Here is a 24,612-nt window from a genome sequence, read left to right as displayed (position 1 = left end):
GTGAGGATGAATGGTTACGTAAAATTATTTGTTTTCCAGCATGCGCAGAGTCTGTTCTTTCAGATCCTTCGTTGCGGAAACAATGTCTTTCTGTGCAAAAATGGCACTGATGACGGCGATGCCGCAGATGCCGCTGCCGGAAAGCTCCGTCACGTTATCGCGTGTGATGCCGCCGATGGCGATGACAGGGATTTTAACGGCATTGCAGATAGCAGTCAGCGTTTCGTGGCTGACATCCTCCGCATCCGCCTTGGAACCGGTGTGGAAGACCGCGCCGACGCCGAGGTAATCTGCCCCGCGCTGCTCGGCGAGAATGGCCTGTTCCACGGTCTGCGCCGAAACGCCGATGATCTTGTCCGGGCCAAGCTTTGCACGGACATCGCCGGCCTCCATATCGCTCTGGCCGACATGAACGCCGTCCGCATCCATCTTAGCTGCGATTTCCACGTTATCGTTGATGACGAAAGGAACATGGTATGCGGCACAGAGTTTTTTCAGTTCCAGTGCCTCTTCCATAAAGTGATCCTGGTCAAGATTTTTTTCGCGGAGCTGGATAAACGTTGCGCCGCCCTGCAGAGCCTTTTCCACCTGGCTGTACAGTGTCTCGCCGTTCAGCCAGCTGCGGTCTGTCACAGCATATAAAAGCAGGCCTTTTTTATCGCACTTCATACTTTGCACCTTTCTCCAGCGTCTCGCCGTCCATGTGGTAGATGGCGTCGATGATGCGGTTCCGGTAGGTGGAGTTGCCGTCTTCCGGTTTCATATGGCTCCAGCCGATCTCGCCGGCAAGTCCCATCGCGCAGACAGCGGCAGCAGCGGCTTTTAACGGCTCGTCCGGGTTGGCAACGAGGTAAGCGGTCATCATGCCGGAGAGCTGGCAGCCTGTTCCGGTGATGCTTCCCATCTCGGCGCGTCCGTTGCGGATCACGTAGCAGGTGTCAGCATCGGCAACGAGGTCGATCGCTCCTGTGATGGCGACAACACAGTTGTGGTCTTTCGCAAAGTTTTTTGCAAAAGCAACGGCGCTGTCGAGGTTTTCGTCTGTTACTTTATCGGCAACGTCTGCGTCAACACCCTTTGTCGTTCCGCTTCCAAGTGCCAGTGTTTTGATTTCGGAAATATTTCCGCGGATGACGGTGAACGGGATTTTTTCCATCAGTCCGACTGCGGTCGAAGTACGTAAGTGGCTTGCGCCTGCGCCGACTGGATCGAGCAGGATTTTGTGGCCGAGCGAAGCTGCTTTTGCACCGGCACGGTACATGCCGTCGATGCTCGTTCTGTGCAGCGTTCCAATGTTGATGTTCAGACCGCCGCAGATGGAGGTGATATCCTCGACATCCTCCGGTTCATCGGACATGATCGGGCTTGCGCCGCATGCCAGCAGAATATTGGCGACATCGTTTACCGTAACGTAATTTGTGATGTTGTGTACGAGAGGGGTTGTTTTTCTGACATTGTCAAGACAAGTGCCTAACATAATTTTTTGTTCCTCCTGTGTGAGTATTTTTGCAGAAGCAAATTCCCTTGTGGTACTGGAAGAACCTGTTGATGATGTGTTCATAGAGATTAAAAAAGCAGATATACGTGGAGGTATATCTGCAGAAAATGTGCATATCGTATCTCCCTACGTTGGCATTACCCAAATCAGGTTCAGGGTCTAGGAGATGCATCCTACTCTCAGCCCGCTTCGCACGCGAGCTCCCCCTTGCTTTCTGCAGACAATTATATACGCATAAAAACAATTGTGCAAGAGAAAAACGGAAGATTTAAAAAAATTTCAGAAAAATAAAAAAGACATGCAAAATATTGGAAATGTAATGTTATTTGGGTTGACAGAGAAAATAATATCAGCGTAAAATGAAGATAAAATATGCGTGGAAGTCATGGACGTGATGATGCCGCCTCCATTCCGATTTTCGCCATGACCGCCAACGCCTTTGTTGAAGACCGGCAGGCCGCAAAAGAGGCCGGCATGAACGTGCATATCGCAAAGCCGATTGATGCGGAATTACTGAAAAAGAAAACTGCAGAGTATTGCAGGTGAAAAGAAGTGCCCCTGCCCGGCATCTGATGTGTGCCGGGCAGGGGCTTTTGATGTGCGAATTTTATTTTTCTTCCTCCGGGTACGTATAGCCCCAGGTTCTGCGGAAGGAGGTCATCAGATCCATGACGTCCTTCGTGTAGTCGAGGTGCATGGCAGATGCATCTCCATTGATGGCGCGTTCCATGTCGGCGAGCTCATAGGCGAGTGCATCGGCGTTGTCACCGGCTTTGATGATTTCGGATTCGCCGGTGGAAGCGTCTGTGATTTTTGCTTCCCAGGCACGCGGGTACTCCATGATCTCGATAAATCCGTTCTCACAGGAAACCATGCCGCGTTTCGGCTGTTTGGAGTGGAGAGAGAGCATCACACTTGCCATCTGTCCTTCCTGATTGGTGAGAAGGAGGCCGGCCTGCTCGTCCACACCGGTCGGAGCGGGCTTTACCTGGGAAAGGAGCTGATCCGGCTTGGAGTCGAAGAACCAGCGGAGGAAGGAGAGTGCGTATACGCCGATATCAAGCATCGCGCCGCCTGCGAGATTCCGGTTGAAGAAGCGGTTCTTCATGTTGTACTCTTTGAAACTGCCGAAGTTCATCGTGATCAGATTGACTCTGCCGAGACGGCCGGAGTCGAGAATTTTTTTCAGCTCTTTGTAGATCGGCATATGGTAAATCGTCATTGCCTCTCCGATGATGACACCTTTTTCTTTTGCAAGCGCTATGGCCTCGTCGAGCTCGTCGCTGTTCAGCGTAATCGATTTCTCAACGAGAATGTGTTTTCCATTGGCAATCGCCTCTTTCATAAAGCCAAGATGCGTGTTGTGCGGCGTCGTGATATAAATGACATCGACCTCCGGATCGGTAAACATCTCATGGAAATCATCGTAAACTTTTCCAATTCCATATTTCTCCGCAAAAGCAGCCGCCTTCTCATGGGTCCGGTTGCCGACCGCGTAAATATTCTTTCCGTTTTTCTGCAGTGCGACCGCCATTTCATTTGCAATCACACCGCATCCGAGTACAGCCCATTTGATTTCTTTCATCGTGAGATTCTCCTATCGTATCTATTTCGCCCAGAGCGGTTCTTCGCTTCCGCTGTAGTCAAACCGTCCGTCGTTTTTCTCTTCCAGTGCTTTGATCATATGGTACGTAAATTCATTGTAAGGCGTTGGAATTCCAAGCTCTTTTCCCATGCGGATCAGCGCACCCGAGAACATATCAATTTCCGTATGGCGTCCCGCATCGAGATCCTGGAGCGTCGAGTAGCGCGCCGTCGGCGGAACCGCACTTCCGCGTCCCGAGGAGACATCCGCCTTGCTGATATCAATTCCCTTTGCCTCCGCAATCGCTATCAGTTCTGCGCGGAGTCCGTCGCTGATCGCCTTCATATGCACACTGTCGCGGTAGCAGCCGACCCCGGCACCGAGAATAGCCTGCGGCAGGTTATTGCAGACATTCAGCCGGAATTTGCTCCATATTTCCTCTAAAATACAATCGGTTGCCCGGTAATGCAGCCCTGTGCCGGAGAACAGATCCAGAACAGCCTGCACACGCTCACTGTCGTACGGAGCCGAAACTTCGCCGAAAATGATGCCGAGCGTCGCCTCAGGGTTGAAAACGTAGCCGTCATTCTCTTTATGAGAAGCTACTTTGATAACAGCATGAAGCAGATGCTCCGCACCGACTTTTTGCGCGATGATCTCCTCACTGTCCACGCCGTTCATCAGACTCATGATCACAGTATTCTCGCCGGTAACGGCAGTAATATTGTCAAGAGCCCCCGGCAGTGCGCCGTATTTGAGCGAGACGATCAGAAAATCCACGCCGTGTGCCTCTTCCGGTGTCCATACCTCCGGGTGATAAACCGTATCGTTAATTTTGCATCCTTTGTTTTTCAGACGCTTCGCCCGTTCCCCGGACGCGATAACGCCAAGCCGGATGTCCTTTTTCTCCGAAAGCCCCCAGATCACATAAGACCCAACCGCTCCGGCGCCCAGAACAGCAACTGATTTTATTTTCATAATAGCCTCCTTTGTAACTGTTTGAATTACCCTTACTATAACAAATTTTGCGGAGATCCTCAATTTGTTTTTCAAAATAGAAAATTTCGGAAAAGGAAGCCTAAATGTGTTGATGGAGCGATAAGGTAGATTGTAGAATGAAAAGAAAATGTACGAAGACAAAATCCGGACGAAAGAAGAACAGAAGGCAAAAGAAAAACAAGAGAAGAAATAAGAAACGAAGGAGAAACGAAATTCGAACATTTCTCCTTCGTTTTTTGCACGCATTTTTACCGGGAAATCATATTCTAAGGTTAGAATGAAAAAACAGGAGAATCTGTTGATGAAAGGAAAATGGCTGACAGGTGCGCTTGTACTGGCAATGGCGGCAGTGACGCTGGCGGGATGCGGGGCAAAAGATGAGACAAAAGAAAAAGTGGAGCAGGTGACATTAAATGAGGTTGCCCACTCCATTTTTTACGCCCCGCAGTATGTGGCAATTGAGGAGGGGTATTTCGCGGATGAGGGCATTGATCTGACGCTGATGACAGGATTTGGTGCAGATAAAGTGCTGACGGCGATGATTTCTGGCGAGGCGGATATCGGGTTTATGGGGGCGGAGGCAACCGTCTACGCGTACCTCGAGGGAACCGCAGACCCGGTTGTGAACTTCGCGCAGCTGACGCAGCGGGCGGGAAACTTTGTTGTGGGAAGAGAGAAAGACAATTCGTTTACCTGGGAGAAATTGAAAAACAAAGAGGTATTAGGGGGAAGAAAAGGCGGTATGCCGGAAATGGTCTTTGAGTATGTTCTGGCGCAGAAAGGGATTGATAAAAAAGACGTAAACATCAACCAGAGCATCGATTTTGGTTCCACAGCTGCCGCGTTCTCCGGCGGGCAGGGGGATTATACGATTGAATTTGAACCGTCCGCGACACTGCTCGAGCAGAAGGGCGACGGCTATGTCGTGGCATCGGTCGGAACGGAATCCGGGTATGTGCCATATACGTCGTACAGTGTCAAACAGAGTTATCTGAAAACGCACGGCGCAACCGTAGAAAAATTCACGAAGGCGCTGCAGAAGGGAATGGACTTCGTGCAGACGCACACACCGGAGGAGATTGCAGAAGTGATTGCGCCGCAGTTTGCAGAAACCGAGCTGGAAACCATCACCGCGATCGTGCGCCGCTACTATGAGCAGGATACGTGGAAAGAAAATCTGATCTTTGAGGAAGAAAGTTTTGATCTTCTGCAGGAGATTCTGGAGCAGGCGGGAGAGCTGGAGAAAAAGGCATCGTACAAGACACTCGTGACAACAAAATACGCCGAAGAGGCCGCCGCCAAAGGCTGATTCCGGCGGAATAGAAAAGCGAAAAAAGACAGAAAAAGACACTTTTCGACATTCGTCGATAAACAGCGACATTTTATTCGAAAAAAATAAAGAAAATTGTAAAAGAAAAGCAGAAAAATAGAGAAAAAGTATTGCAAAAAAGTAAATTTTGTTGCATACTATGGGTGTCGCATATATTTTTTACAACACAGGCATACGGAGGCGAACAGACATGAAAGTAGGTTTTATCGGCGGCGGCAACATGGCGAGTGCCATGATTGGCGGAATGATCCAAAAAGGAGTTGTATCTGCAGATGACATTCTGGTATCGGTCCGCACGGAGAAAAGTGTGGAACGCTTGACCAACCAGTTTGGAGTCCAGGCGACTATGGATAACGAAGCGGTCGTAGCCGGATCCGATCTTGTATTCCTGGCAGTAAAGCCAAACCAAATAAAAAATATAATAAACCTCGTCAAAAACTTCATCTCACCCGAGAAGATTATCGTATCGATTCTTCCCGGTAAGTCTTTACAATGGCTGGGTACAGAAATCGGAAAACCAACAAAGTTAATTCGCACCATGCCAAACACACCAGCACTCGTCGGAGAAGGAATGACCGGCGTCTGTGCCAATGATCTCGTGACGGAGGAAGAGCTGCAGCTCGTTTTAACCCTCCTGAAAAGCTTTGGCCGCGCAGAAGTTGTTCCGGAGTATCTGATGGATACCGTCACAGGTGTCAGCGGAAGCTCGCCGGCGTACGTATTTCTTTTCCTGGAGGCTCTTGCAGATGCGGCCGTAGCTGAAGGAATGCCGAGAAAACAGGCATATGAATTTGCTGCACAGTCTGTCCTTGGAAGCGCCAAAATGCTTCTCGAGACAGGAATGCACCCGGGAGAATTAAAAGACATGGTCTGCTCGCCAGGCGGAACCACCATCGAAGCGGTTGCCGTACTGGAGCGGGAGAAACTGAGAAGTGCTGTTATTGATGCAACACGAGCCTGCATCCGGAAATCAAAGGGAGTGGATTAGAAGGAGCAGCACCGCCGCTTTGACAGAATGACGCTAATGTGAAAGCAGCAAAATAAAGAATGTATGCACAAAAAAACAAACCAAAACAAGCAAAAAGCAAGCACAAAAAAGAGTAAAAAAACAAACGAGCGGAAAAATCCCGGCAGCCGTGGAAAAGGCACCGGGATTTTTTCTGGTAATTTATAGTTTTTTTCCTTTACTGAGCGTACTGTTGTGATAATCGGAAGAATAGGTTACATCCTTTCCAAACCATACCGGAGGAACAAAGGCGTTTGCGGATGCTTCGTCCGGAAACTCCACCTCTGCGAGGTAAAGGCCTTCATACGGCGCATCAAAGACATCGAGCTCGATCGTCAGATCCGTTCCGGTAAGCGGCAGCAGATAGCGTGTTTTTGAGATGAGAACGCCGTCTGCCTTTTCCCGCAGATGCAGGTAGGATTCCTTTGTGAGCGGAAGATTATACTCTTCACGCACCATCAGCCCTTTTGACTTGTAGGTCAGATAATATTCGTCGTCAGAGCGGCGGATGCGGACAACCGGTTCGGTGGAAAGATAGCCCTGCTCGATTTTTTTACATGGATAGCTTGTAAGATTTTCCGGAAGCTGATCCAGAAGGTATTTGCGTTCGATTTCCATAAAAGAGACTCCTTCTCGTGATTGCATCACTGCTTTTTTCAAGAGTTTACCATGCTTTTCCCGTGATGTTAAGCGAAATCCGGCTTTTTGCGAAAAAAGTCCTGAAATTTTTATGAAATGCAAGCATTCTGCGGAAAAATGTGGTATAATAGCGGCGGTTTGTTACAAAGAAAAGCAGAGAATATCACGTGACAAAACACACGAGACTGATCATACAACACAGGAGGACAAAACCATGGCAAAGATTTATGTATTTCTGGCAGACGGATGTGAAGAGATTGAGGCACTGACCCCGGTGGATCTGCTGCGCAGAGCCGGAGAAGACGTATGCACCGTTTCTATTATGGGAAGAAAAGAAGTAACAGGATCCCACAAAATCACCATTCTTGCAGATGAAACCATCGAAGAGGGAGAGTTTGATGACGGAGACATGCTGGTACTTCCGGGCGGAATGCCGGGTACATTAAATCTGGCCGGAAACGAGACGCTCGCAGCGCTGATCCGTTCCTATGACGATCAGGGAAAGAAACTGGCAGCCATCTGCGCAGCGCCGAGCATCCTTGGTGTGATGGGCATCTTAAAAGATAAAAACGCTGTCTGCTTCCCGGGATTTGAAGAAAAGCTGGCAGGCGCAAACGTACTCGATGTACCGGCAGTCACCGACAAAAATGTGACCACCGGCCGCGGCATGGGAGCAGCCACTGACTTCGCACTGGAGCTGATCCGTGTTCTGCAGGGAGAGGACAAAGCAAAAGAAATGGCGGAAAAAATCGTATTTCATTGCTAAAAAAAAGCCTAAAAACCACAGAAATATAAAAAAATCACTGGCGTTTTTGAAAAGAGTATGCTATACTCGATAAATGACTGTAGAATGGAGAGGTGTGCAGGTTTTCTGCCGCTTTTCAGATAAATCAAGGAGGAAATTGATAAAATGAGTGTACAGGTCGAAAATTTAGAAAAGAATATGGCCAAACTTACCATTGAGGTTCCGGCTGAAGAATTAGAGAAAGCACTGGAGAAAGCTTACCAGAAACAGAAAAAGAACATCAGCGTTCCGGGCTTCCGTAAAGGAAAAGTTCCGAGAGCTATGGTAGAAAAAATGTATGGCCCGGCAGTATTCTATGAGGATGCTGTAAACAGCCTTGTTCCGGAAGAGTATTCCAAAGCAGCAGAAGAGAGCAAACTGGACATCGTATCCCGTCCGGAGATCAACGTAGAGCAGATCGAAAAAGGCAAAGCTTTCATCTTTACCGCAACTGTAGCAGTAAAACCGGAAGTTACCCTTGGCGAGTACAAAGGTCTGGAAGTAGCAAAAGCTGACACAACCGTTACAGATGAAGAAGTAGAAGCTGAGCTGAAAAAAGAGCAGGAGAAAAATGCAAGAACCATCAATGTAGAGGATCGTCCGGCAGCAGACGGAGATACCGTTACACTTGACTTCGAAGGTTCTGTAGACGGCGTTCCGTTCGACGGCGGCGCTGGAAAAGATTATCCGCTGACCCTTGGCTCCCATTCCTTCATTCCGGGATTCGAAGAGCAGCTCGTTGGCGCAGCTCTGGAAGAGGAGAAGGAAGTAAACGTTACTTTCCCAGAGGATTATCAGGCAGAAGAGCTTGCTGGAAAAGCAGCAGTATTCAAATGCACCATCCACAAAATCGAAGCAAAAGAGCTTCCGGCACTTGATGACGACTTCGCAAAAGACGTTTCCGAGTTCGATACTCTGGATGAGTACAAAAAAGAAATCAAAGACAACCTGACCAAGAAAAAAGAAGAGCAGGCTAAGACAGAAAAAGAGAACGCTGTCGTAGATAAAGCAGTAGAGAACGCAACAATGGAGATTCCGGAAGCTATGATCGATACGCAGGTAGAGAACATGGTTGACGATTTCGCAAGAAGAATCCAGTCCCAGGGTCTGTCCATGGAGCAGTACATGCAGTTTACAGGCGCTACCGTTGATTCCTTAAAAGAGCAGATGAAACCGCAGGCTGTTAAGAGAATCGAGAGCAGACTGGTACTTGAGAAAGTTGCAGAAGCAGAGAACATCCAGATCAGCGATGAGAAGCTGGACGAAGAGCTGGCTAAAATGGCTGAAATGTACAAAATGGAGCTGGATAAATTCAAAGAGCTCGTTGGCGAATATGAGAAAGAGCAGATGAAGAAAGATCTCGCTGTTCAGGAAGCAGTAACTCTCATGGCCGACAGCGCAAAAGAGGCGTAAGACCTCGGAAAGAGAGGCAATTGAATGAGTTTTGTACCTTATGTCATCGAGCAGACAAGCAGGGGAGAGAGAAGTTACGATATTTATTCAAGACTGCTGAACGACCGTATTATTTTTCTGGGAGAGGAAGTCACTGACGTATCGGCAAACCTGATCGTTGCACAGCTTCTGTTCCTGGAGTCTGAAGATCCGGGAAAAGATATCCACATGTATATCAACAGCCCGGGAGGTTCTGTAAGCGCAGGACTTGCTATCTATGATACGATGCAGTACATCAAATGTGATGTATCCACGATCTGTATCGGTATGGCTGCCAGCATGGGAGCATTCCTTCTTGCCGGCGGTACCAAAGGAAAGAGAATGGCTCTGCCAAACTCTGAAATCATGATTCATCAGCCATCCGGCGGTGCACAGGGTCAGGCAACCGAGATCAAAATCGTTGCAGAACAGATTCTGAAAACCAAACGGAAATTAAATGAAATTCTGGCGGCAAATACAGGAAAACCGCTGGAACAGATTGAGATCGATACCGAGCGTGACAACTATATGTCCGCAGAGGAAGCAAAAGCATACGGTCTGATTGATAATGTAATTACGAACCGATAAGAGAGGAAAGGTGTCCAAAAGCGTAGTTCCGGCAATGAGGCTTTTGTGGCACCTTTTGCCTTATCCGGCGATAAGGTTTAGTTGTAATATGTTGAAAGGAAGAAAACGATGGCTATAAAAGGGAATGATACCAAGATCCGCTGCTCTTTCTGCGGAAAGACAGAAGACCAGGTACGCAAGCTGATCGCAGGCCCGGACGGGGCATACATCTGTGATGACTGCGTGGCAATCTGCTCGGAGATCATTCAGGAGGAATTTGAGGATCTGTACGGCGAGCAGGATACCGACGAGATCAACCTGATCAAACCAAAGGAAATCAAAGCATTTCTGGATGACTACGTAATCGGACAGGATGAGGCGAAAAAAGTGCTCTCCGTTGCTGTTTACAATCATTACAAACGAGTGCTTTCCGGTGCATCCTCCGACATCGAACTGCAGAAGAGCAACATTCTGATGCTCGGACCGACCGGTTCCGGAAAAACGTATCTGGCACAGACACTGGCCAAACTGATCAACGTTCCGTTTGCAATTGCAGACGCAACGGCACTCACCGAGGCAGGTTATGTCGGCGAGGACGTAGAAAACATTCTGCTCCGCCTCATTCAGGCAGCAGACTATGATATCGAGCGCGCTGAGCACGGCATCATCTACATCGATGAGATCGATAAAATCACAAGAAAATCCGAAAACGCTTCGATCACACGAGATGTTTCCGGCGAGGGTGTACAGCAGGCACTGCTGAAAATCCTGGAGGGAACTGTAGCTTCCGTTCCGCCGCAGGGCGGAAGAAAGCATCCGCATCAGGAGTTTATTCAGATTGATACGACGAATATCCTCTTTATCTGCGGCGGTGCATTCGAAGGACTCGAGAAGATCATCGAGACGAGACAGGATACGAAATCCATCGGATTCAACAATCCGATCGGCCATGCAAAAGATGAGAATGTCGGAGATCTGCTCCGTCAGGTCATGCCGCAGGATCTGACCAAGTTCGGCCTGATTCCGGAGTTTGTCGGACGTGTGCCGATTGTCGTTACGTTAAATTCTCTGGATGAGACGGCCCTGATGAAGATTCTGGTTGAGCCGAAGAATTCTCTGGTCAAACAGTACAAGAAGCTGTTTGAGCTGGACGGCGTACAGCTTGACTTTAAAGAAGATGCACTCGAAGCGATTGCAAAGAAATCCCTGGAGCGGAAAACAGGCGCCAGAGGTCTCCGCGCAATCATGGAAGATACGATGATGGATCTGATGTATGAGATCCCGTCGGACAATACGACAAAAGAATGCGTCATCACCAAGGACGCTGTAGAAAAGAAGGCGGAGCCGGAGATTATTCACGGCGAACCGGCCCCTGTTCCACGGCGGAATATGGGAAGAAGATCCGGAAGACCGGAAACCGCCTGAAAAACGCAGGAGGAAACTTAAATGGAAGAAGTGACAAAAGTATTACCGGCGATTGCGCTGCGTGGAACAACGATTTTGCCGGATATGATTGTACATTTTGATATCAGCAGACCTAAATCGGTTCGTGCGGTCGAGGAGGCGATGCTGGGAGACCAGAAAATTTTCCTGATTACACAGAAAGACCCGGATACGGAAGTACCGGGTCTGCTTGATGTGTATAAAATTGGAACAATTGCGGTCATCAAACAGGTTGTGAGAATGCCAAAGGATGTTCTTCGGATTCTCGTAGAAGCAGAAAGACGCGCAGAACTGCTGAACTTCGAGGAAGAGGAGAGCGAGTATCTCCGCGCCGAGGTGGCGCTGTTTACCGGCTCGGACGAAATGCAGTTTTCCGATATCGAGCAGGAGGCAATGCTGCGCAACTTAAAAGAGCTGTTTGCCGTCTACTGCGAGCAGACGCAGAAAGTCAGCAAGGAACTGGCAGGCCAGATCCTCGGAACCGAAGAAGTCGGAAAGCTGGTGGACCAGATCTGCATGAATCTGCCCCTCGACTACGTAAACCGCCAGAAACTGCTGGAGGCTGTGGAGCTTTCCGAGCGGTATGATACGCTCTGCGTCATGATCGCCAACGAGATTCAGATTCAGGAGATCCGTTCGGAGATTCAGGGAAAAATCAAAGAGCGGATCGATAAGAACCAGCGTGATTATATTCTGCGCGAGCAGCTTAAAGTCATCCGCGAGGAACTCGGCGAGGACAATTCCCGGACCGAGATTGAAAATTATAAGAAGCAGCTTGAGAAGCTCAAAGCCTCCAAAGAGGTAAAAGAGCGGATTTCCGAGGAGATTCACCGTCTGGAAAATTCGGCCAACAATCCGTCCGAGGCAGGCGTGATTCGCGGCTATATCGAGACACTGCTGGGGCTTCCGTGGGATAAGGCATCCCGTGACAATCAAGATCTGGCAAGAGCACGCGAGATTCTGGAGGAAGATCACTACGGTCTTTCGAAAGTAAAAGAGAGAATCCTCGAATTCCTGGCCGTACGCACCCTGACGAAGAAAGGCGAGAGCCCGATTCTCTGCCTGGCAGGCCCTCCGGGAACCGGTAAGACCTCGATTGCGAGAAGCGTGGCGCGAGCCCTGAATAAAAAATACGTCCGCATCTGTCTCGGCGGTGTGCGGGATGAGGCGGAGATCCGCGGCCACAGAAGAACCTACATCGGCGCGATGCCGGGACGCATTGCGGCGGGACTCCATCAGGCGAAGGTGAAAAATCCGTTGATGCTGCTCGACGAGATCGACAAAGTAAGTGCAGATTACAAGGGAGATACCTCTTCCGCACTTCTTGAGGTCCTCGATTCCGAGCAGAATAATAAATTTGCCGATCATTACGTAGAGCTTCCGATCGACCTTTCGGAGGTGCTCTTTATTGCAACCGCAAATGATATTCAGAACATTCCGCGTCCGTTGCTGGACCGTATGGAAGTGATTGAAATTTCAAGCTATACGGAAAACGAGAAGTTCCATATCGCAAAAGAACATCTCGTTCCGAAGCAGAAGAAGGCGAACGGTCTGAAAGAAGCACAGCTTGTGATCGAGGATGAGGCGCTGATGGAAGTGATCAGCGGCTACACCAGAGAGGCCGGTGTCCGCTCCCTGGAGCGCCAGATCGGCAGAATCTGCAGAAAGAGTGCGAGAAAGATTCTCGAGGAACAGGTAAAAGAGGTTGTTGTGACGAAAGAAAACCTGGAAGAGTTCCTCGGAAAAGAGAGGTATGAGTTCCAGCCGGCCAACGAAAAACCGGAGATTGGTATTGTGCGCGGTCTTGCCTGGACGGCAGTCGGCGGCGATACGCTGCAGATCGAGGTCAATGTGATGCCGGGAAAAGGAGAGTTTCTGCTGACCGGCCAGCTCGGCGATGTGATGAAGGAGTCTGCGCAGGCGGGCATCAGCTTTATTCGTTCCGTGGCAGAGCAGTATAAGATTCCGAAAGAATTTTTCGAGAAACACGACATCCACATTCATATTCCGGAGGGAGCCGTTCCAAAAGATGGCCCGTCTGCCGGTATTACGATGGCGACGGCGATGGTTTCCGCGATCACAAAGGTTCCGGTAAAAGCAGACGTTGCGATGACCGGAGAGATTACGCTCCGCGGCCGTGTGCTTCCGATCGGCGGCTTAAAAGAGAAGCTGCTGGCGGCAAAGAAAGCCGGTATCCATATGGTTCTCGTTCCGGAGAAAAATGAGCCGGATGTAAGAGAACTGGATGCGGAGATCACAGACGGACTGCAGATCGAATTTGTCGGCAGCATGGAACAGGTATTAAAACTGGCACTTGTGGAAAAGAAGTAAGGCCAGAAGATGCAAAAAACAGGAGAAGAAAAGTATGGTAATTAAACAGGTAGAGCTGCAGCATGTCTGCGGAATCACCAGTAAACTGCCGGATACCGGTCAGGTGGAAGTGGCATTTGCGGGAAAATCCAATGTTGGAAAATCTTCTCTCATCAATGCCCTGATGAATCGGAAATCACTGGCGCGTACCAGTGCGCAGCCGGGAAAAACACAGACGATCAACTACTACCACATCAATGAGGAAATGTATCTGGTGGATTTGCCGGGATACGGTTTTGCGAGAGCCTCCGAGGAGGTTAAAGCAAAATGGGGCAAGCTGATCGAGGATTATCTGCATCAGTCAAAAATGCTGCACGCAGTATTTCTTCTGATTGATATCCGTCATGCACCGTCCAACAACGATCGCATCATGTACAACTGGATTCTTCGAAACGGCTATCAGCCGATCATCATTGCGACGAAGCTGGACAAGATCAAGCGCAGCCAGCTTCAGAAGCAGATCAAGCTGATCCGCGAGACGCTGGAGGTTGAGAAAGATACGATTGTGATTCCGTTTTCTGCAGAGACAAAACAGGGACGCGAGGAGATCTGGAATCTGATTGATGAAATCCGCTCGGATGCAGAAGAAAGCGGGGAATAATGTCATGGGTATGATACGTGCTGCAGGCCTTGGGTATGAATACCTCCGTTACGAGGAGGAAGGACAGGAGCCGGAAGTAACAAAAGCGATCGAGGACGTCAGTCTGGAAATCCAGAAAGGTCAGTTTATCGCGGTGCTCGGGCATAACGGAAGCGGAAAATCAACGCTTGCGAAACATATCAACGCTCTGCTGGTGCCTACAGAAGGCACCATGTGGGTGGATGATATGAAGACGACAGATGAGGAGGATGTCTGGAAGATCCGCCAGAAAGCCGGTATGGTATTCCAGAACCCGGATAACCAGATCATCGGAAATGTGGTGGAAGAGGATGTCGGCTTTGGACCGGAAAATCTGGGTGTCCCGACCGATGAAATCTGGAAACGGGTGGAGGAGAGCCTTACGGCGACCGGGATGATTTCCTACCGGGCCCACTCTCCGAATAAGCTCTCGGGAGGTCAGAAACAGAGGGTTGCAATTGCAGGAGTAATGGCTATGCAGCCGGAATGTATTGTTCTTGATGAACCAACCGCGATGCTGGATCCGAACGGACGAAAAGAGGTTCTTCGCGCTGTGCGTAAGCTGAATGAAGAAAAGGGCGTTACGGTTATTCTGATTACGCATTACATGGAAGAGGTTGTTTTTGCGGACCGTGTGTTCGTTATGGACAACGGTAAGCTGGTAATGCAGGGGACACCAAGGGAGATTTTTTTCGAAGTGGAGAAATTAAAAGAACTCCGTCTTGATGTACCCCAAGTGACACTGTTGGCTTATGAATTGAGAAAAAATGGTGTAGATCTCCCGGAGGGAATTTTGACCATTGAAGAACTGGTGAATGCATTATGTCATTGAAACTTGAAGATGTAACGTACACATACAGCCCGGGAACGGCATATGAAATGCACGCCCTGGAGCATATCAATCTTGAAATTCCGAATGGCCAGTTTGTTGGGATTATCGGCCATACGGGAAGCGGAAAATCGACGCTTGTGCAGCATTTGAACGGTCTGATCCGCCCGACATTGGGACGGGTGCTGTATAACGGAGAGGATATCTGGAAAGAAGGATATCCGCTAAGAGAGCTTCGAAGCCATGTGGGACTGGTTTTTCAGTACCCGGAGCATCAGCTTTTTGAGACGGATGTGATCACAGATGTCTGCTTCGGTCCGAAAAACCAGGGACTTTCACCGGAGGAATGCAGAAAACGGGCGGAAGAGGCACTGGATCATGTCGGATTTCCAAAGGAAATGTATGAAAAATCGCCGTTTGAACTCTCCGGAGGTCAGAAACGTCGTGTTGCGATTGCCGGTGTGCTTGCCATGAACCCGGATTTTCTGGTGCTTGACGAGCCGACTGCAGGCCTTGATCCGAAGGGACGCGATGAAATCCTCGATCAGCTTGCATTGCTGCATAAGACGCGCGGCATTTCGGTTGTGCTCGTATCGCACAGCATGGAGGATATTGCAAAATACGTAGAGCGGATTATTGTCATGAACCACGGTCATGTGGCGTTTGACGATACTCCGAAGAAAGTCTTTGCCCACTATAAAGAACTCGAGAAAATCGGTCTTGCGGCGCCGCAGATGACGTATATTATGCATGCGCTAAAGGAACACGGCATGGACGTGGACGTAACGGCGACGACGGTTGAGGAGGCGCGCGATACGATTCTTGCGGCACTGGAAAGTCAGAAGAAAAACGGGAAAAAAGGAGCAGAAGTATGTTAAGAGATATTACTCTGGGACAGTATTACCCGGCAGATTCTATTCTGCACCGGCTTGACCCGCGTGTGAAATTTGTAGGAACGATCGTTTATGTCATTTCCCTCTTTTTGTTCCGCAACTGGGGCTATCTGCTTGGAACCGTATTCCTTGCGGTGATGATTAAACTGTCGAAGGTACCGTTCAAATTTATCACGAAGGGTCTGAAATCAATTTTTGTGCTGCTTGCGATTACGATGGTGTTTAACATCTTATTTACGCCGGGTGAGGTGCTCGTCCGTATCTGGAAAATTACGATCACCCGTGAGGGTGTGGCTATGGCATGCCGTATGTCGGTGCGTCTGATTTTCCTGATGATCGGCTCTTCGCTGATGACGCTGACGACAACACCGAACCAGCTGACGGATGCACTCGAAAGCCTGCTCGGACCATTGAAAAAAATCCATGTGCCGGTGCATGAGATTTCCATGATGATGTCAATCGCGCTCCGTTTTATCCCGATTCTTCTGGAAGAGACAGACAAGATTATGAAAGCGCAGATGGCGCGCGGCGCGGATTTTGAGAGCGGAAATATTATCCAGAGAGTAAAGAACATGGTGCCGCTTCTGGTGCCGCTGTTTATTTCAGCATTCCGCCGTGCAAATGATCTGGCGCTGGCGATGGAAGCACGCTGCTACCACGGAGGAGAGGGAAGAACACAGATGAAACCGCTTCGGTATCAGACGCGCGATTATGCAGCGTATGGCGGTCTTATGGCATACCTTGTGTGCAGTATCGGCCTTCGCGTGTGCGGACTCTGACTTTGACGAAAACGGAGGAGAAGAATGCGCAGAATTAAGCTGATTGTAGCGTATGACGGCACAAATTACTGTGGATGGCAGGTGCAGCCAAACGGCATTACAGTACAGGAAGTATTAAATCAGGCTCTTTCCGATCTTTTTGCGAAGAAAACGGCCTGCATCGGCGCAAGCCGGACCGACGCCGGGGTACATGCTCTCGGCAATGTTGCGGTATTTGATACGGATGCGAGAATGCCGGCGGACCGTATCGCATTTGCACTCAACACACGGCTTCCGGCAGATATCCGTATTCAGGGATCATCCGAAGTGCCGCCGGACTTTCACCCGCGTTTTACCGCAACAGTTAAAACGTATGAATATCGGATTTTGAACCGCACCTTTGCAGATCCGACGCGGAGACTGAATTCCTATTTCTGGTACGGCCCGCTGGATGTGGATGCGATGCGGCAGGCAGCATCGTATCTGGTTGGCATGCATGATTTTAAAAGCTTTGCAACAGCAAAACCGGAGGTGACCGACACGGTCCGTACCATCTATGAAACGAGTTTGGAAAAAGAAGACGATCTGATCCGCTTCCGGATCACCGGAAACGGTTTTCTCTACAATATGGTACGGATTATCACCGGAACACTGCTTGAGGTGGGAAAGGGCGATTATCCGCCGGAAAAAGTAAAAGAAATCCTTGCGGCGAAGGATCGAAAAATGGCGGGAGCAACGGCAAGGCCGGAGGGTCTGACACTGGTACAGATTCGGTATCCCGAATGGGATTTCGAGTAAAGACATAAGTGGTCTGTATTTCCCGCAAAATGGGACTCGCAGTTTACGAAAAAATGCAAAATATGGGTAAAAAACAGTTGACATTCCAAAATCCGTATAATATAATTACTAAATGTGTGACGTAGTTTGAAAACGCCGATGCCATAAGCCCCGGTAAGGCGGTTTCCTATATACATGAAACAGTAAATTGAATTTTTCACAGGAGGTTATATCCATGAACACCTTTATGGCAAATCCAGATAAGATTGAAAGAAAATGGTATGTTGTTGATGCAGAAGGATGTACATTAGGACGTCTGGCATCTGAAGTAGCAAAAGTATTACGTGGAAAAAACAAACCGGAGTACACTCCGCACGTAGATACTGGTGATTACGTAATCGTAATCAACGCTGATAAAGTAGCAGTAACCGGTAAAAAACTGGATCAGAAGATCTATTACAGCCACTCCGATTATGTAGGCGGAATGAAAGAAGCTACTCTTCGTGAGATGATGGCTAAGAAACCGGAGAAGGTTGTTGAACTTGCAGTGAAAGGCATGCTTCCAAAAGGACCTCTTGGAAGACAGATGTTCACAAAACTTCACGTATACGCTGGTGCAGAGCACGCTCATGCAGCTCAGAAACCAGAAGTATTAACATTTTAATAGGGAGGTAAAGAACATTGGCTAGCGCAAAATATTACGGAACCGGAAGAAGAAAAAAATCTATCGCAAGAGTATATCTTGTACCGGGAACTGGTAAAGTTACCATCAATAAAAGAGACATCGATGAGTATTTTGGTCTGGAGACCCTGAAAGTTATCGTTCGTCAGCCTCTGGCAGCTACAGAGACATCCGATAAATTCGACGTGATCGTAAACGTTCACGGCGGCGGATACACAGGACAGGCAGGAGCAATCCGTCACGGTGTTGCACGTGCCCTTCTGACTGTAGATAACGACTACAGACCAGTTCTGAAAAAAGCAGGATTCCTGACTCGTGATCCTAGAATGAAAGAGCGTAAGAAGTACGGTCTCAAAGCAGCTCGTCGCGCACCGCAGTTCAGCAAGCGATAATCGACTGCTCAGACTATATCAAAATGGTTCAAAAAGCCCGGAAAATCAAGGTTTTCCGGGCTTTTGCTATATCTAAACGGGCTGATATGGTTTGACCAAATTTGGCAAAACGAGAGCCGATTTCATCCAATTTTTAGTGGTCCGCAAGTGGTTAACTGGCCAAAAAGAGGGCGAAAAGAGGGGGAAGTGGTTCCCAAAGTGGTTAACCGAGAGCCGATTTTTGGGGTGCTTTTCAGCCCTCCTTTCTCTCGTTTTTTGGCTGTGGCAGTTTGGCATAGTTTGAGCTAATTTGAATAATTGAATATGAATTTGATGTAGCACACAGTATAAATGCTGGGTGCTTTTTTCATTTCAGGAACTCGTATTCCGGCGATAGAAAGAGCCGTCACTTCACTGTTAATTTTGAAGTGGCGGCTTTTTCTATTTCCAGAAGCAACAGCAATAATTAGAAATGAGGTGAAGTCAATGAACACGCAAATCATCGCCATTGCCAACCAGAAAGGCGGCGTTGGCAAGACAACGACCTGTGCCAACTTGGGAATCGGGCTGGCGCAGGCCGGAAAGAAAGTCCTTCTGATCGACGGGGACCCACAAGGGAGCCTGACAATCAGCCTGGGAAATCCGCAACCGGACAAGTTGCCATTTACATTGTCCGATGCAATGGGCAAAATTCTGATGGATCAGCCTATACGCACTGGAGAAGGTATTTTGCATCATGCGGAAGGCATTGACCTGATGCCTGCGGACATCCAGTTATCCGGTATGGAGGTATCCCTGGTAAATGCCATGAGCCGTGAGACTATCTTGCGGCAATATCTGGACACGCTGAAGGGGCAATACTCCCATATTCTCATCGACTGTCAGCCCTCCCTGGGGATGCTCACGGTCAATGCGCTGGCCGCTGCGAACAGGATCATCATTCCCGTTCAGGCGGAGTATCTGCCCGCCAAAGGGTTGGAACAGCTGCTCTCCACGGTAAACAAGGTAAAGCGGCAGATCAACCCCAAGCTCCAGATAGACGGTATCCTGCTGACGATGGTGGACAGCCGAACCAACTTTGCCAAAGAGATCTCCGCGCTCCTGCGTGAGACCTATGGCAGCAAGATCAAAGTATTCGGCACAGAGATTCCCCATTCTGTCCGGGCAAAAGAAATCAGCGCCGAGGGAAAAAGTATTTTTGCCCATGACCCTGGCGGCAAGGTGGCAGAGGGGTATCGAAATCTGACGAAGGAGGTGTTGAAACTTGAAAAGCAGCGCGAAAAAAATAGAGCTGGCCTCGGTAGATGATCTGTTCTCCACCGAAGAAGGCCGTCAGGATGCAAAGCTGGAAAAGATTCAGGAGATTCCGCTGTCTGAACTGCATCCCTTTAAGAACCACCCATTCAAAGTCAAGGATGACGAAGCCATGATGGAGACCGCTGACAGTATCAAGCAGTATGGCGTTCTGGTTCCGGCGATTGCTCGACCGGACCCGGAGGGCGGTTATGAGCTGGTAGCCGGACACAGGCGGCACAGAGCCAGTGAGCTGGCAGAAAAGGAGACTATGCCGGTCATTGTTCGGGATTTGGATGATGATGCCGCCACGATCATTATGGTTGACAGCAACTTGCAGCGAGAAAGCTTGCTCCCAAGTGAAAGAGCCTTTGCCTACAAGATGAAGCTGGATGCCATGAAAAGACAGGCTGGCAGACCGAGTAAAGAAAATGTGTCCCAAGTTGGGACACAAAAGCGATCAGACCAGTTGCTTGCTGAACAGGTGGGGCAAAGTCGAAATCAAATTCAGCGCTATATCCGTCTGACAGAATTGATTCCTGAATTGATGGATATGGTGGATGAAAAGAAGATTGCCCTGAACCCTGCCTATGAGCTGTCCTTTCTCAAAAAGGAAGAACAGGTAGACCTGCTGGACGCGATGGACAGCGAACAAGCTACCCCTTCTCTTTCTCAAGCCCAGCGGCTCAAGAAATACAGTCAGGAGGGGCATCTGACCCTCGATATGATGCGTGTCATCATGGGTGAGGAAAAGAAAAGCGATCTGGACCGAGTGACATTTACCTCTGACACCTTGCGGAGGTATTTCCCTAAAAGCTATACGCCCCAGCGGATGCAGGAAACTATTATCAAGCTGCTGGAACAGTGGCAGAAAAAACGCCAGAGAGATCAGGAACGATGAAAGGAGCTGCCTATGAGGGATATTTCAGCCCGTGAGCTGAAAGGACACAACATTCTCGCCGTAGAGAGGTTTTGGGATGACACACGCTGGATGATTGAGTTTTCCGTCCTGCGTCCCAGCACAGCTTACGGCAGTCCCGGAGAGGAAATGCGGCTGTTTTTGACCGAGGACGGGTATCAGGCCGCCCTGCAAAGCCAGCAGCGTCGGGAGATCAAGATCAAGCGTTACGCTCGTGTGATTGAGGGACATATCCTCGATTTCAAACCGGGAAAACACCGCCGCCACTCATAAACAAATCATTACTGCGAAAGGAAAGGATTGAAATGTGTACTGTAAAGGAAATCCGGGAAGCAATCCGGGAGGATTGCCATTCCCAGCATGGTATGGAATTTATAGAGATTGACCGTGTTCTGCAAACTCTGCCATTCTCTCAGGGAAATGACCTGTTGGACAGACCGCCCATTCCCAAGCGCCCCTACCGGCGCAGAAAAAGTGAACAAAACAGCTGACTGCCACAATTCTTTTTACAGGATTGTGGCTTTTTTCATACCCTGAGAAATTTGGAAGGAGTGAGGTCAATGGCCGTATTTCGCATTGAACGAACCAGAGATTATACCGTGATGAGCAATCACCATTTACGCAACGGGAAACTGTCCCTGAAAGCCAAGGGGCTGCTTTCCATGATGCTGTCCTTACCGGAGGACTGGAACTATACCACCAGAGGGCTTGCCGCCATCTGCAAAGAGGGCGTGGACGCTATCGGCGGCGCGCTGCGGGAGCTGGAAACTGCCGGGTACATTGTCCGCCATCAGCTGCGAGACCGGCAGGGTCGGATCAGCGATACCGAGTATGTTATCTACGAGCAACCACAGCCGAAGAACCCGGATACGCCCCAGCCGGATACGGCTTCACCAGATACGGAAAACCCGGATATGGTAAAACCGGATACGGAAAAGCCCGCAGAATTAAATATAGAGAAATCAAATACAGAAAAAACAATTACTTATGGATCAAGTACCGATTCTATTCCCTTCCGGGAGCCAGCGGCAGCACAGCTGCCGGAACGGAAAGGAAGGGATGCGATGTCTGTCTCAGAGATGGAAAGTTATCGGGATTTGATTCTGGAGAACATCGAGTATGACCACCTGTGCCGGGAGTTTACCACCTATCGGGAGGACCTGGACGAGATTGTGGAGCTGATGGTGGAGACCGTCTGCGCCAAGCGGAAAACCACCCGGATCGCTGGCAGCGACTTCCCCCATGAGGTGGTCCGCTCCCGTTTTTTGAAGCTGGATTGCTCCCACATCGAGTTTGTCATGGAATGCCTGCGGAACAATACCACCGAAATCCGCAACATGAAGCAGTATCTGCTTGCGGTGCTGTTTAATGCGCCGACCACGATCAGCAACCACTACACCGCACAAGTCAACCACGATATGTACGCAGGCGGCTGGTAAACAGCCGCTTTTCTGCTGCCCGAAAACACCGGGAGAAAGGATTTTGCCATGAAACGACCTCTTGCCTACATTACGGCTCCCTGGAGCAACAGCCAGTATGAGAACGCCGAGAACGCTGCGGCCTACTGCCGTCAGGTGTACGATGCCGGGTATTCGCCCATCTGCCCGGTGCTGTTCCTGCCTACCTTCCTCAAAGACGAGATTCCCCAGGAACACAAGGACGGGCTGGATATGGCGCGGGACTACCTGCGCCGGTCCCATGTGCTGGTGGTCTGCGGCCACGGCATCGACGAGACCGTGAAGAATGACATTGCCACCGCCGAGCGCCTGCGGATCACCGCCACCACCTTGGACGGTATCCTGGCCGTGAAGGGCCAGGGACGCGGGAAAGGAGGCGCACGCCATGCCTGAGCGTAAGACCGTGGGCCAGCTGATGGAGGAAATGCGCCTCAAAGCCGGGGCGCAGAACTACCACGGCCATGAGTACATGGATTTGGAGCGGTTTGCCGAGGACACCCGGCACATGATTATCTTCGATGTGCTGACCGACGATTCCCCGGTGGGCTGGAAAGGTGAACGAACCCGCCTGTTTCTGACGGAGGCCGGATACCAGAAAAGCCTGGAGAACCAGGAAAAGGGCCACATCAAGATTCTCAGCCATGCCAAAGTGCGCCAGGGCCATCTGTACTATGAACGCTCCGACCAGCTGCGCTGAAAGGAGCCTGCCATGCTGAAATACCTGCTGCGGCGGCTGGTGGTCCCGCCTTAGTATCAAGCGCCACCCCTGCAAAATCCGTAGAAAGGAGGCGATGACCTATGCAGGAGGAAGTGGAAAACAGGACTTTGACGCTGGTAGTCAGCGGAACAAAGTTTACCGGGCGGTTGATGAAAGCCGCCATCACCAAGTACCTTGCCCACCGCAAGGAAAAGAAGCTGCAAAAGCAGAAAAACCGGGATACCCCCGTGATTCCCCACGGCAAGCAGACGGTGAAGCAGCTGATCGGCCAGAATCAGGGCGTTTCCAACATCGAGATCACCGACCCCTCCATCAAGGAGTTTGAGAAGATCGCCCGGAAATACGGTGTGGACTATGCGGTGAAGAAGGACCGCAGCAGCTCCCCACCCAAGTACCTGATCTTTTTCAAGGGTCGGGACGCGGATGCCCTGACCGCTGCTTTTACCGAGTACACCGGGAAAAAGGTCAGAAAGGCGGAGAAATCCGAGCGCCCGTCCGTGCTGGCAAAGCTGAGCCAGTTCAAAGAACTGGTAAAACACGCCGTCGTGGACCGGAACAAGCGGAAGGAGCTGGAACGATGAAAAAGCAGCTGAACATCAAAAAGCTCATTTTGCTGAATCTGCCGTATATCCTGATGGGGTTTTTCTCCACCAACTTCGGTAAAGCGTGGCGGATGGCCGTGGGTGCGGACGCTTCGGCAAAAATGCTCTCGTTCTTCTCCACGCTGCCGGTGGCGCTGGCCAGCTGGTGGCCCAGCCTTCACCCGTTGGATCTGCTGGTGGGGCTGTGTTGCGGTGCTGGTCTGCGTCTGGCGGTGTACCTCAAAAGTAAAAACGCCAAGAAATATCGACATGGTTTGGAATATGGTTCGGCCCGATGGGGAACCCGTGAGGATATTGCACCTTACGTTGATCCTGTATTTCAGAACAATGTGATTCTGACGAAAACGGAGAGCCTGACAATGAACAGCCGCCCCAAGGACCCAAAGACCGCCAGAAACAAAAATGTGCTGGTGATCGGCGGCTCCGGTTCCGGTAAGACCCGCTTCTGGCTCAAACCGAATCTGATGCAGATGCACAGTTCCTATGTGGTCACAGACCCGAAGGGAACCATTTTGGTGGAGTGCGGAAAAATGCTCCAAAGGGGCGTACCCAAGCTGGGGAAAGACGGAAAGCCTATGAAGGATAAGCACGGCAAGGTCATTTATGAGCCGTACCGAATCAAGGTCCTAAATACCATCAACTTCAAGAAGTCCATGCACTATAACCCTTTCGCCTATATCCATAGCGAAAAGGACATCTTGAAGCTGGTAACAACGCTGATCGCCAATACCAAAGGCGAAGGCAAGGCCGGAGACGATTTCTGGGTAAAAGCAGAAACCTTGTTGTACTGCGCGCTTATTGGCTATATCCATTATGAGGCTCCGGTGGAGGAACAAAACTTCTCCACCCTCATTGAGTTCATCAACGCCATGGAAGTCCGTGAGGATGACGAGGAGTTCAAAAACCCCGTAGACCTGATGTTTGATGCACTGGAAGCCGAGAAGCCAAACCACTTTGCGGTGCGCCAGTATAAGAAATATAAGCTGGCCGCCGGTGTTGTATGCTCTAAAAGACTTCTTAATCAAGCGGTTGGGAAGTCTCT

General features: G+C 49.8%; 27 protein-coding genes, 1 pseudogene and 1 riboswitch. Of the genes and pseudogenes, 23 read left to right on the top strand and 5 right to left on the bottom strand.

Going from position 1 to position 24,612, the window contains the following annotated elements; genetic code table 11:
• Positions 1–24: 24 nt before the first annotated feature.
• Positions 25–669 (bottom strand): thiamine phosphate synthase, encoded by a 645-nt coding sequence (gene thiE, locus DW642_RS06245; protein WP_055226936.1) that lies wholly within the window; start codon positions 667–669, stop codon positions 25–27.
• Positions 656–1,477 (bottom strand): hydroxyethylthiazole kinase, encoded by an 822-nt coding sequence (gene thiM, locus DW642_RS06240; RefSeq protein ID WP_022461341.1) that lies wholly within the window; start codon positions 1,475–1,477, stop codon positions 656–658. Before thiM ends, thiE begins: the two co-directional genes overlap by 14 nt.
• Positions 1,478–1,603: 126 nt before the next feature.
• Positions 1,604–1,715: riboswitch (TPP riboswitch) on the bottom strand.
• Positions 1,716–1,888: 173 nt separating this feature from the next.
• On the opposite strand from thiM, the pseudogene DW642_RS06235 reads away from it, so the two are divergent.
• Positions 1,889–2,044 (top strand): annotated as a pseudogene (locus DW642_RS06235) (hybrid sensor histidine kinase/response regulator); the annotation flags it as partial.
• A 61-nt stretch (positions 2,045–2,105) separates the two neighbouring features.
• On the opposite strand, the gene DW642_RS06230 reads toward DW642_RS06235, so the two are convergent.
• Together DW642_RS06230 and DW642_RS06225 are read right to left on the bottom strand one after the other, a co-directional pair.
• Positions 2,106–3,083 carry a Gfo/Idh/MocA family protein gene (locus tag DW642_RS06230; RefSeq protein ID WP_055219831.1) on the bottom strand — a complete coding sequence of 326 codons (978 nt, stop codon included), beginning with the start codon at positions 3,081–3,083 and terminating at the stop codon, positions 2,106–2,108.
• Between the two features lie 21 nt (positions 3,084–3,104).
• Entirely contained in the window at positions 3,105–4,061 is a 957-nt protein-coding gene (locus DW642_RS06225; protein WP_117509627.1) for a ketopantoate reductase family protein, read from the bottom strand.
• 322 nt (positions 4,062–4,383) lie between these two features.
• Here DW642_RS06225 and DW642_RS06220 point away from each other — a divergent pair, with 322 nt between their 5' ends.
• Positions 4,384–5,391 (top strand): ABC transporter substrate-binding protein, encoded by a 1,008-nt coding sequence (locus DW642_RS06220; protein WP_117509626.1) that lies wholly within the window; start codon positions 4,384–4,386, stop codon positions 5,389–5,391.
• A gap of 211 nt (positions 5,392–5,602) precedes the next feature.
• Entirely contained in the window at positions 5,603–6,400 is a 798-nt protein-coding gene (gene proC, locus DW642_RS06215; protein WP_117509625.1) for a pyrroline-5-carboxylate reductase, read from the top strand.
• Between the two features lie 180 nt (positions 6,401–6,580).
• On the opposite strand, the gene DW642_RS06210 is transcribed toward proC, so the two are convergent.
• A complete protein-coding gene (locus tag DW642_RS06210; protein ID WP_022461346.1) occupies positions 6,581–7,036 on the bottom strand; it encodes a CYTH domain-containing protein in 456 nt (151 codons plus the stop codon).
• Between the two features lie 235 nt (positions 7,037–7,271).
• On the opposite strand from DW642_RS06210, the gene DW642_RS06205 reads away from it, so the two are divergent.
• The 20 genes from DW642_RS06205 to DW642_RS06095 form a co-directional block, all read left to right on the top strand.
• A complete protein-coding gene (locus tag DW642_RS06205; protein ID WP_055219893.1) occupies positions 7,272–7,823 on the top strand; it encodes a DJ-1 family glyoxalase III in 552 nt (183 codons plus the stop codon).
• Between the two features lie 144 nt (positions 7,824–7,967).
• Positions 7,968–9,254 carry a trigger factor gene (tig, locus tag DW642_RS06200; RefSeq protein ID WP_022461348.1) on the top strand — a complete coding sequence of 429 codons (1,287 nt, stop codon included), beginning with the start codon at positions 7,968–7,970 and terminating at the stop codon, positions 9,252–9,254.
• A gap of 24 nt (positions 9,255–9,278) precedes the next feature.
• A complete protein-coding gene (clpP, locus tag DW642_RS06195) occupies positions 9,279–9,860 on the top strand; it encodes an ATP-dependent Clp endopeptidase proteolytic subunit ClpP (RefSeq protein ID WP_022461349.1) in 582 nt (193 codons plus the stop codon).
• A gap of 108 nt (positions 9,861–9,968) precedes the next feature.
• Positions 9,969–11,264, top strand: a complete 1,296-nt coding sequence (clpX, locus tag DW642_RS06190) for an ATP-dependent Clp protease ATP-binding subunit ClpX (protein ID WP_117509624.1) — start codon at positions 9,969–9,971, stop codon at positions 11,262–11,264.
• Between the two features lie 21 nt (positions 11,265–11,285).
• Positions 11,286–13,613, top strand: a complete 2,328-nt coding sequence (gene lon, locus DW642_RS06185) for an endopeptidase La (protein WP_055265745.1) — start codon at positions 11,286–11,288, stop codon at positions 13,611–13,613.
• Positions 13,614–13,647: 34 nt separating this feature from the next.
• The gene (gene yihA, locus DW642_RS06180; RefSeq protein ID WP_055219842.1) at positions 13,648–14,253 is read left to right on the top strand and encodes a ribosome biogenesis GTP-binding protein YihA/YsxC; all 606 of its coding nucleotides are present in this window, start codon (positions 13,648–13,650) and stop codon (positions 14,251–14,253) included.
• 4 nt (positions 14,254–14,257) lie between these two features.
• A complete protein-coding gene (locus DW642_RS06175; protein ID WP_117509751.1) occupies positions 14,258–15,103 on the top strand; it encodes an energy-coupling factor transporter ATPase in 846 nt (281 codons plus the stop codon).
• Entirely contained in the window at positions 15,094–15,978 is an 885-nt protein-coding gene (locus tag DW642_RS06170) for an energy-coupling factor transporter ATPase (protein ID WP_055265743.1), read from the top strand. The genes DW642_RS06175 and DW642_RS06170 overlap by 10 nt, the downstream gene beginning before the upstream one ends.
• The gene (locus DW642_RS06165; RefSeq protein WP_117509623.1) at positions 15,972–16,772 is read left to right on the top strand and encodes an energy-coupling factor transporter transmembrane component T family protein; all 801 of its coding nucleotides are present in this window, start codon (positions 15,972–15,974) and stop codon (positions 16,770–16,772) included. The genes DW642_RS06170 and DW642_RS06165 overlap by 7 nt, the downstream gene beginning before the upstream one ends.
• A 24-nt stretch (positions 16,773–16,796) precedes the next feature.
• Positions 16,797–17,549 carry a tRNA pseudouridine(38-40) synthase TruA gene (gene truA, locus DW642_RS06160; protein WP_055265739.1) on the top strand — a complete coding sequence of 251 codons (753 nt, stop codon included), beginning with the start codon at positions 16,797–16,799 and terminating at the stop codon, positions 17,547–17,549.
• Between the two features lie 214 nt (positions 17,550–17,763).
• Entirely contained in the window at positions 17,764–18,192 is a 429-nt protein-coding gene (gene rplM, locus DW642_RS06155) for a 50S ribosomal protein L13 (RefSeq protein ID WP_055219851.1), read from the top strand.
• Positions 18,193–18,209: 17 nt separating this feature from the next.
• The gene (rpsI, locus tag DW642_RS06150) at positions 18,210–18,602 is read left to right on the top strand and encodes a 30S ribosomal protein S9 (protein ID WP_117509622.1); all 393 of its coding nucleotides are present in this window, start codon (positions 18,210–18,212) and stop codon (positions 18,600–18,602) included.
• A 465-nt stretch (positions 18,603–19,067) separates the two neighbouring features.
• The gene (locus DW642_RS06135; RefSeq protein WP_003525135.1) at positions 19,068–19,889 is read left to right on the top strand and encodes a ParA family protein; all 822 of its coding nucleotides are present in this window, start codon (positions 19,068–19,070) and stop codon (positions 19,887–19,889) included.
• Positions 19,846–20,775 carry a ParB/RepB/Spo0J family partition protein gene (locus DW642_RS06130; protein WP_117509621.1) on the top strand — a complete coding sequence of 310 codons (930 nt, stop codon included), beginning with the start codon at positions 19,846–19,848 and terminating at the stop codon, positions 20,773–20,775. Before DW642_RS06135 ends, DW642_RS06130 begins: the two co-directional genes overlap by 44 nt.
• Before the next feature lie 12 nt (positions 20,776–20,787).
• On the top strand, positions 20,788–21,066 hold the full coding sequence (locus DW642_RS06125) for a DUF5720 family protein (protein ID WP_097770160.1): 279 nt from the start codon (positions 20,788–20,790) through the stop codon (positions 21,064–21,066).
• A gap of 287 nt (positions 21,067–21,353) precedes the next feature.
• Positions 21,354–22,232: a DUF6017 domain-containing protein gene (locus DW642_RS06115; protein WP_117509620.1), complete on the top strand. Its 879-nt coding sequence runs from the start codon at positions 21,354–21,356 to the stop codon at positions 22,230–22,232.
• Between the two features lie 48 nt (positions 22,233–22,280).
• On the top strand, positions 22,281–22,643 hold the full coding sequence (locus DW642_RS06110) for a DUF7768 domain-containing protein (protein WP_027644087.1): 363 nt from the start codon (positions 22,281–22,283) through the stop codon (positions 22,641–22,643).
• Positions 22,636–22,947: a DUF5720 family protein gene (locus DW642_RS06105; protein WP_117509619.1), complete on the top strand. Its 312-nt coding sequence runs from the start codon at positions 22,636–22,638 to the stop codon at positions 22,945–22,947. Before DW642_RS06110 ends, DW642_RS06105 begins: the two co-directional genes overlap by 8 nt.
• A gap of 101 nt (positions 22,948–23,048) precedes the next feature.
• Entirely contained in the window at positions 23,049–23,549 is a 501-nt protein-coding gene (locus tag DW642_RS06100) for a PcfB family protein (protein ID WP_117509618.1), read from the top strand.
• On the top strand, positions 23,546–24,612 hold a 1,067-nt coding region (locus tag DW642_RS06095; RefSeq protein ID WP_158554985.1), incomplete at its 3' end, for a type IV secretory system conjugative DNA transfer family protein. The genes DW642_RS06100 and DW642_RS06095, both read left to right, overlap by 4 nt.

The organism is Blautia sp. AM23-13AC (genome assembly GCF_003435675.1).
GTDB lineage: Bacteria > Bacillota > Clostridia > Lachnospirales > Lachnospiraceae > Fusicatenibacter > Fusicatenibacter saccharivorans.
This window is presented reverse-complemented; position numbering and strand designations above follow the sequence as displayed.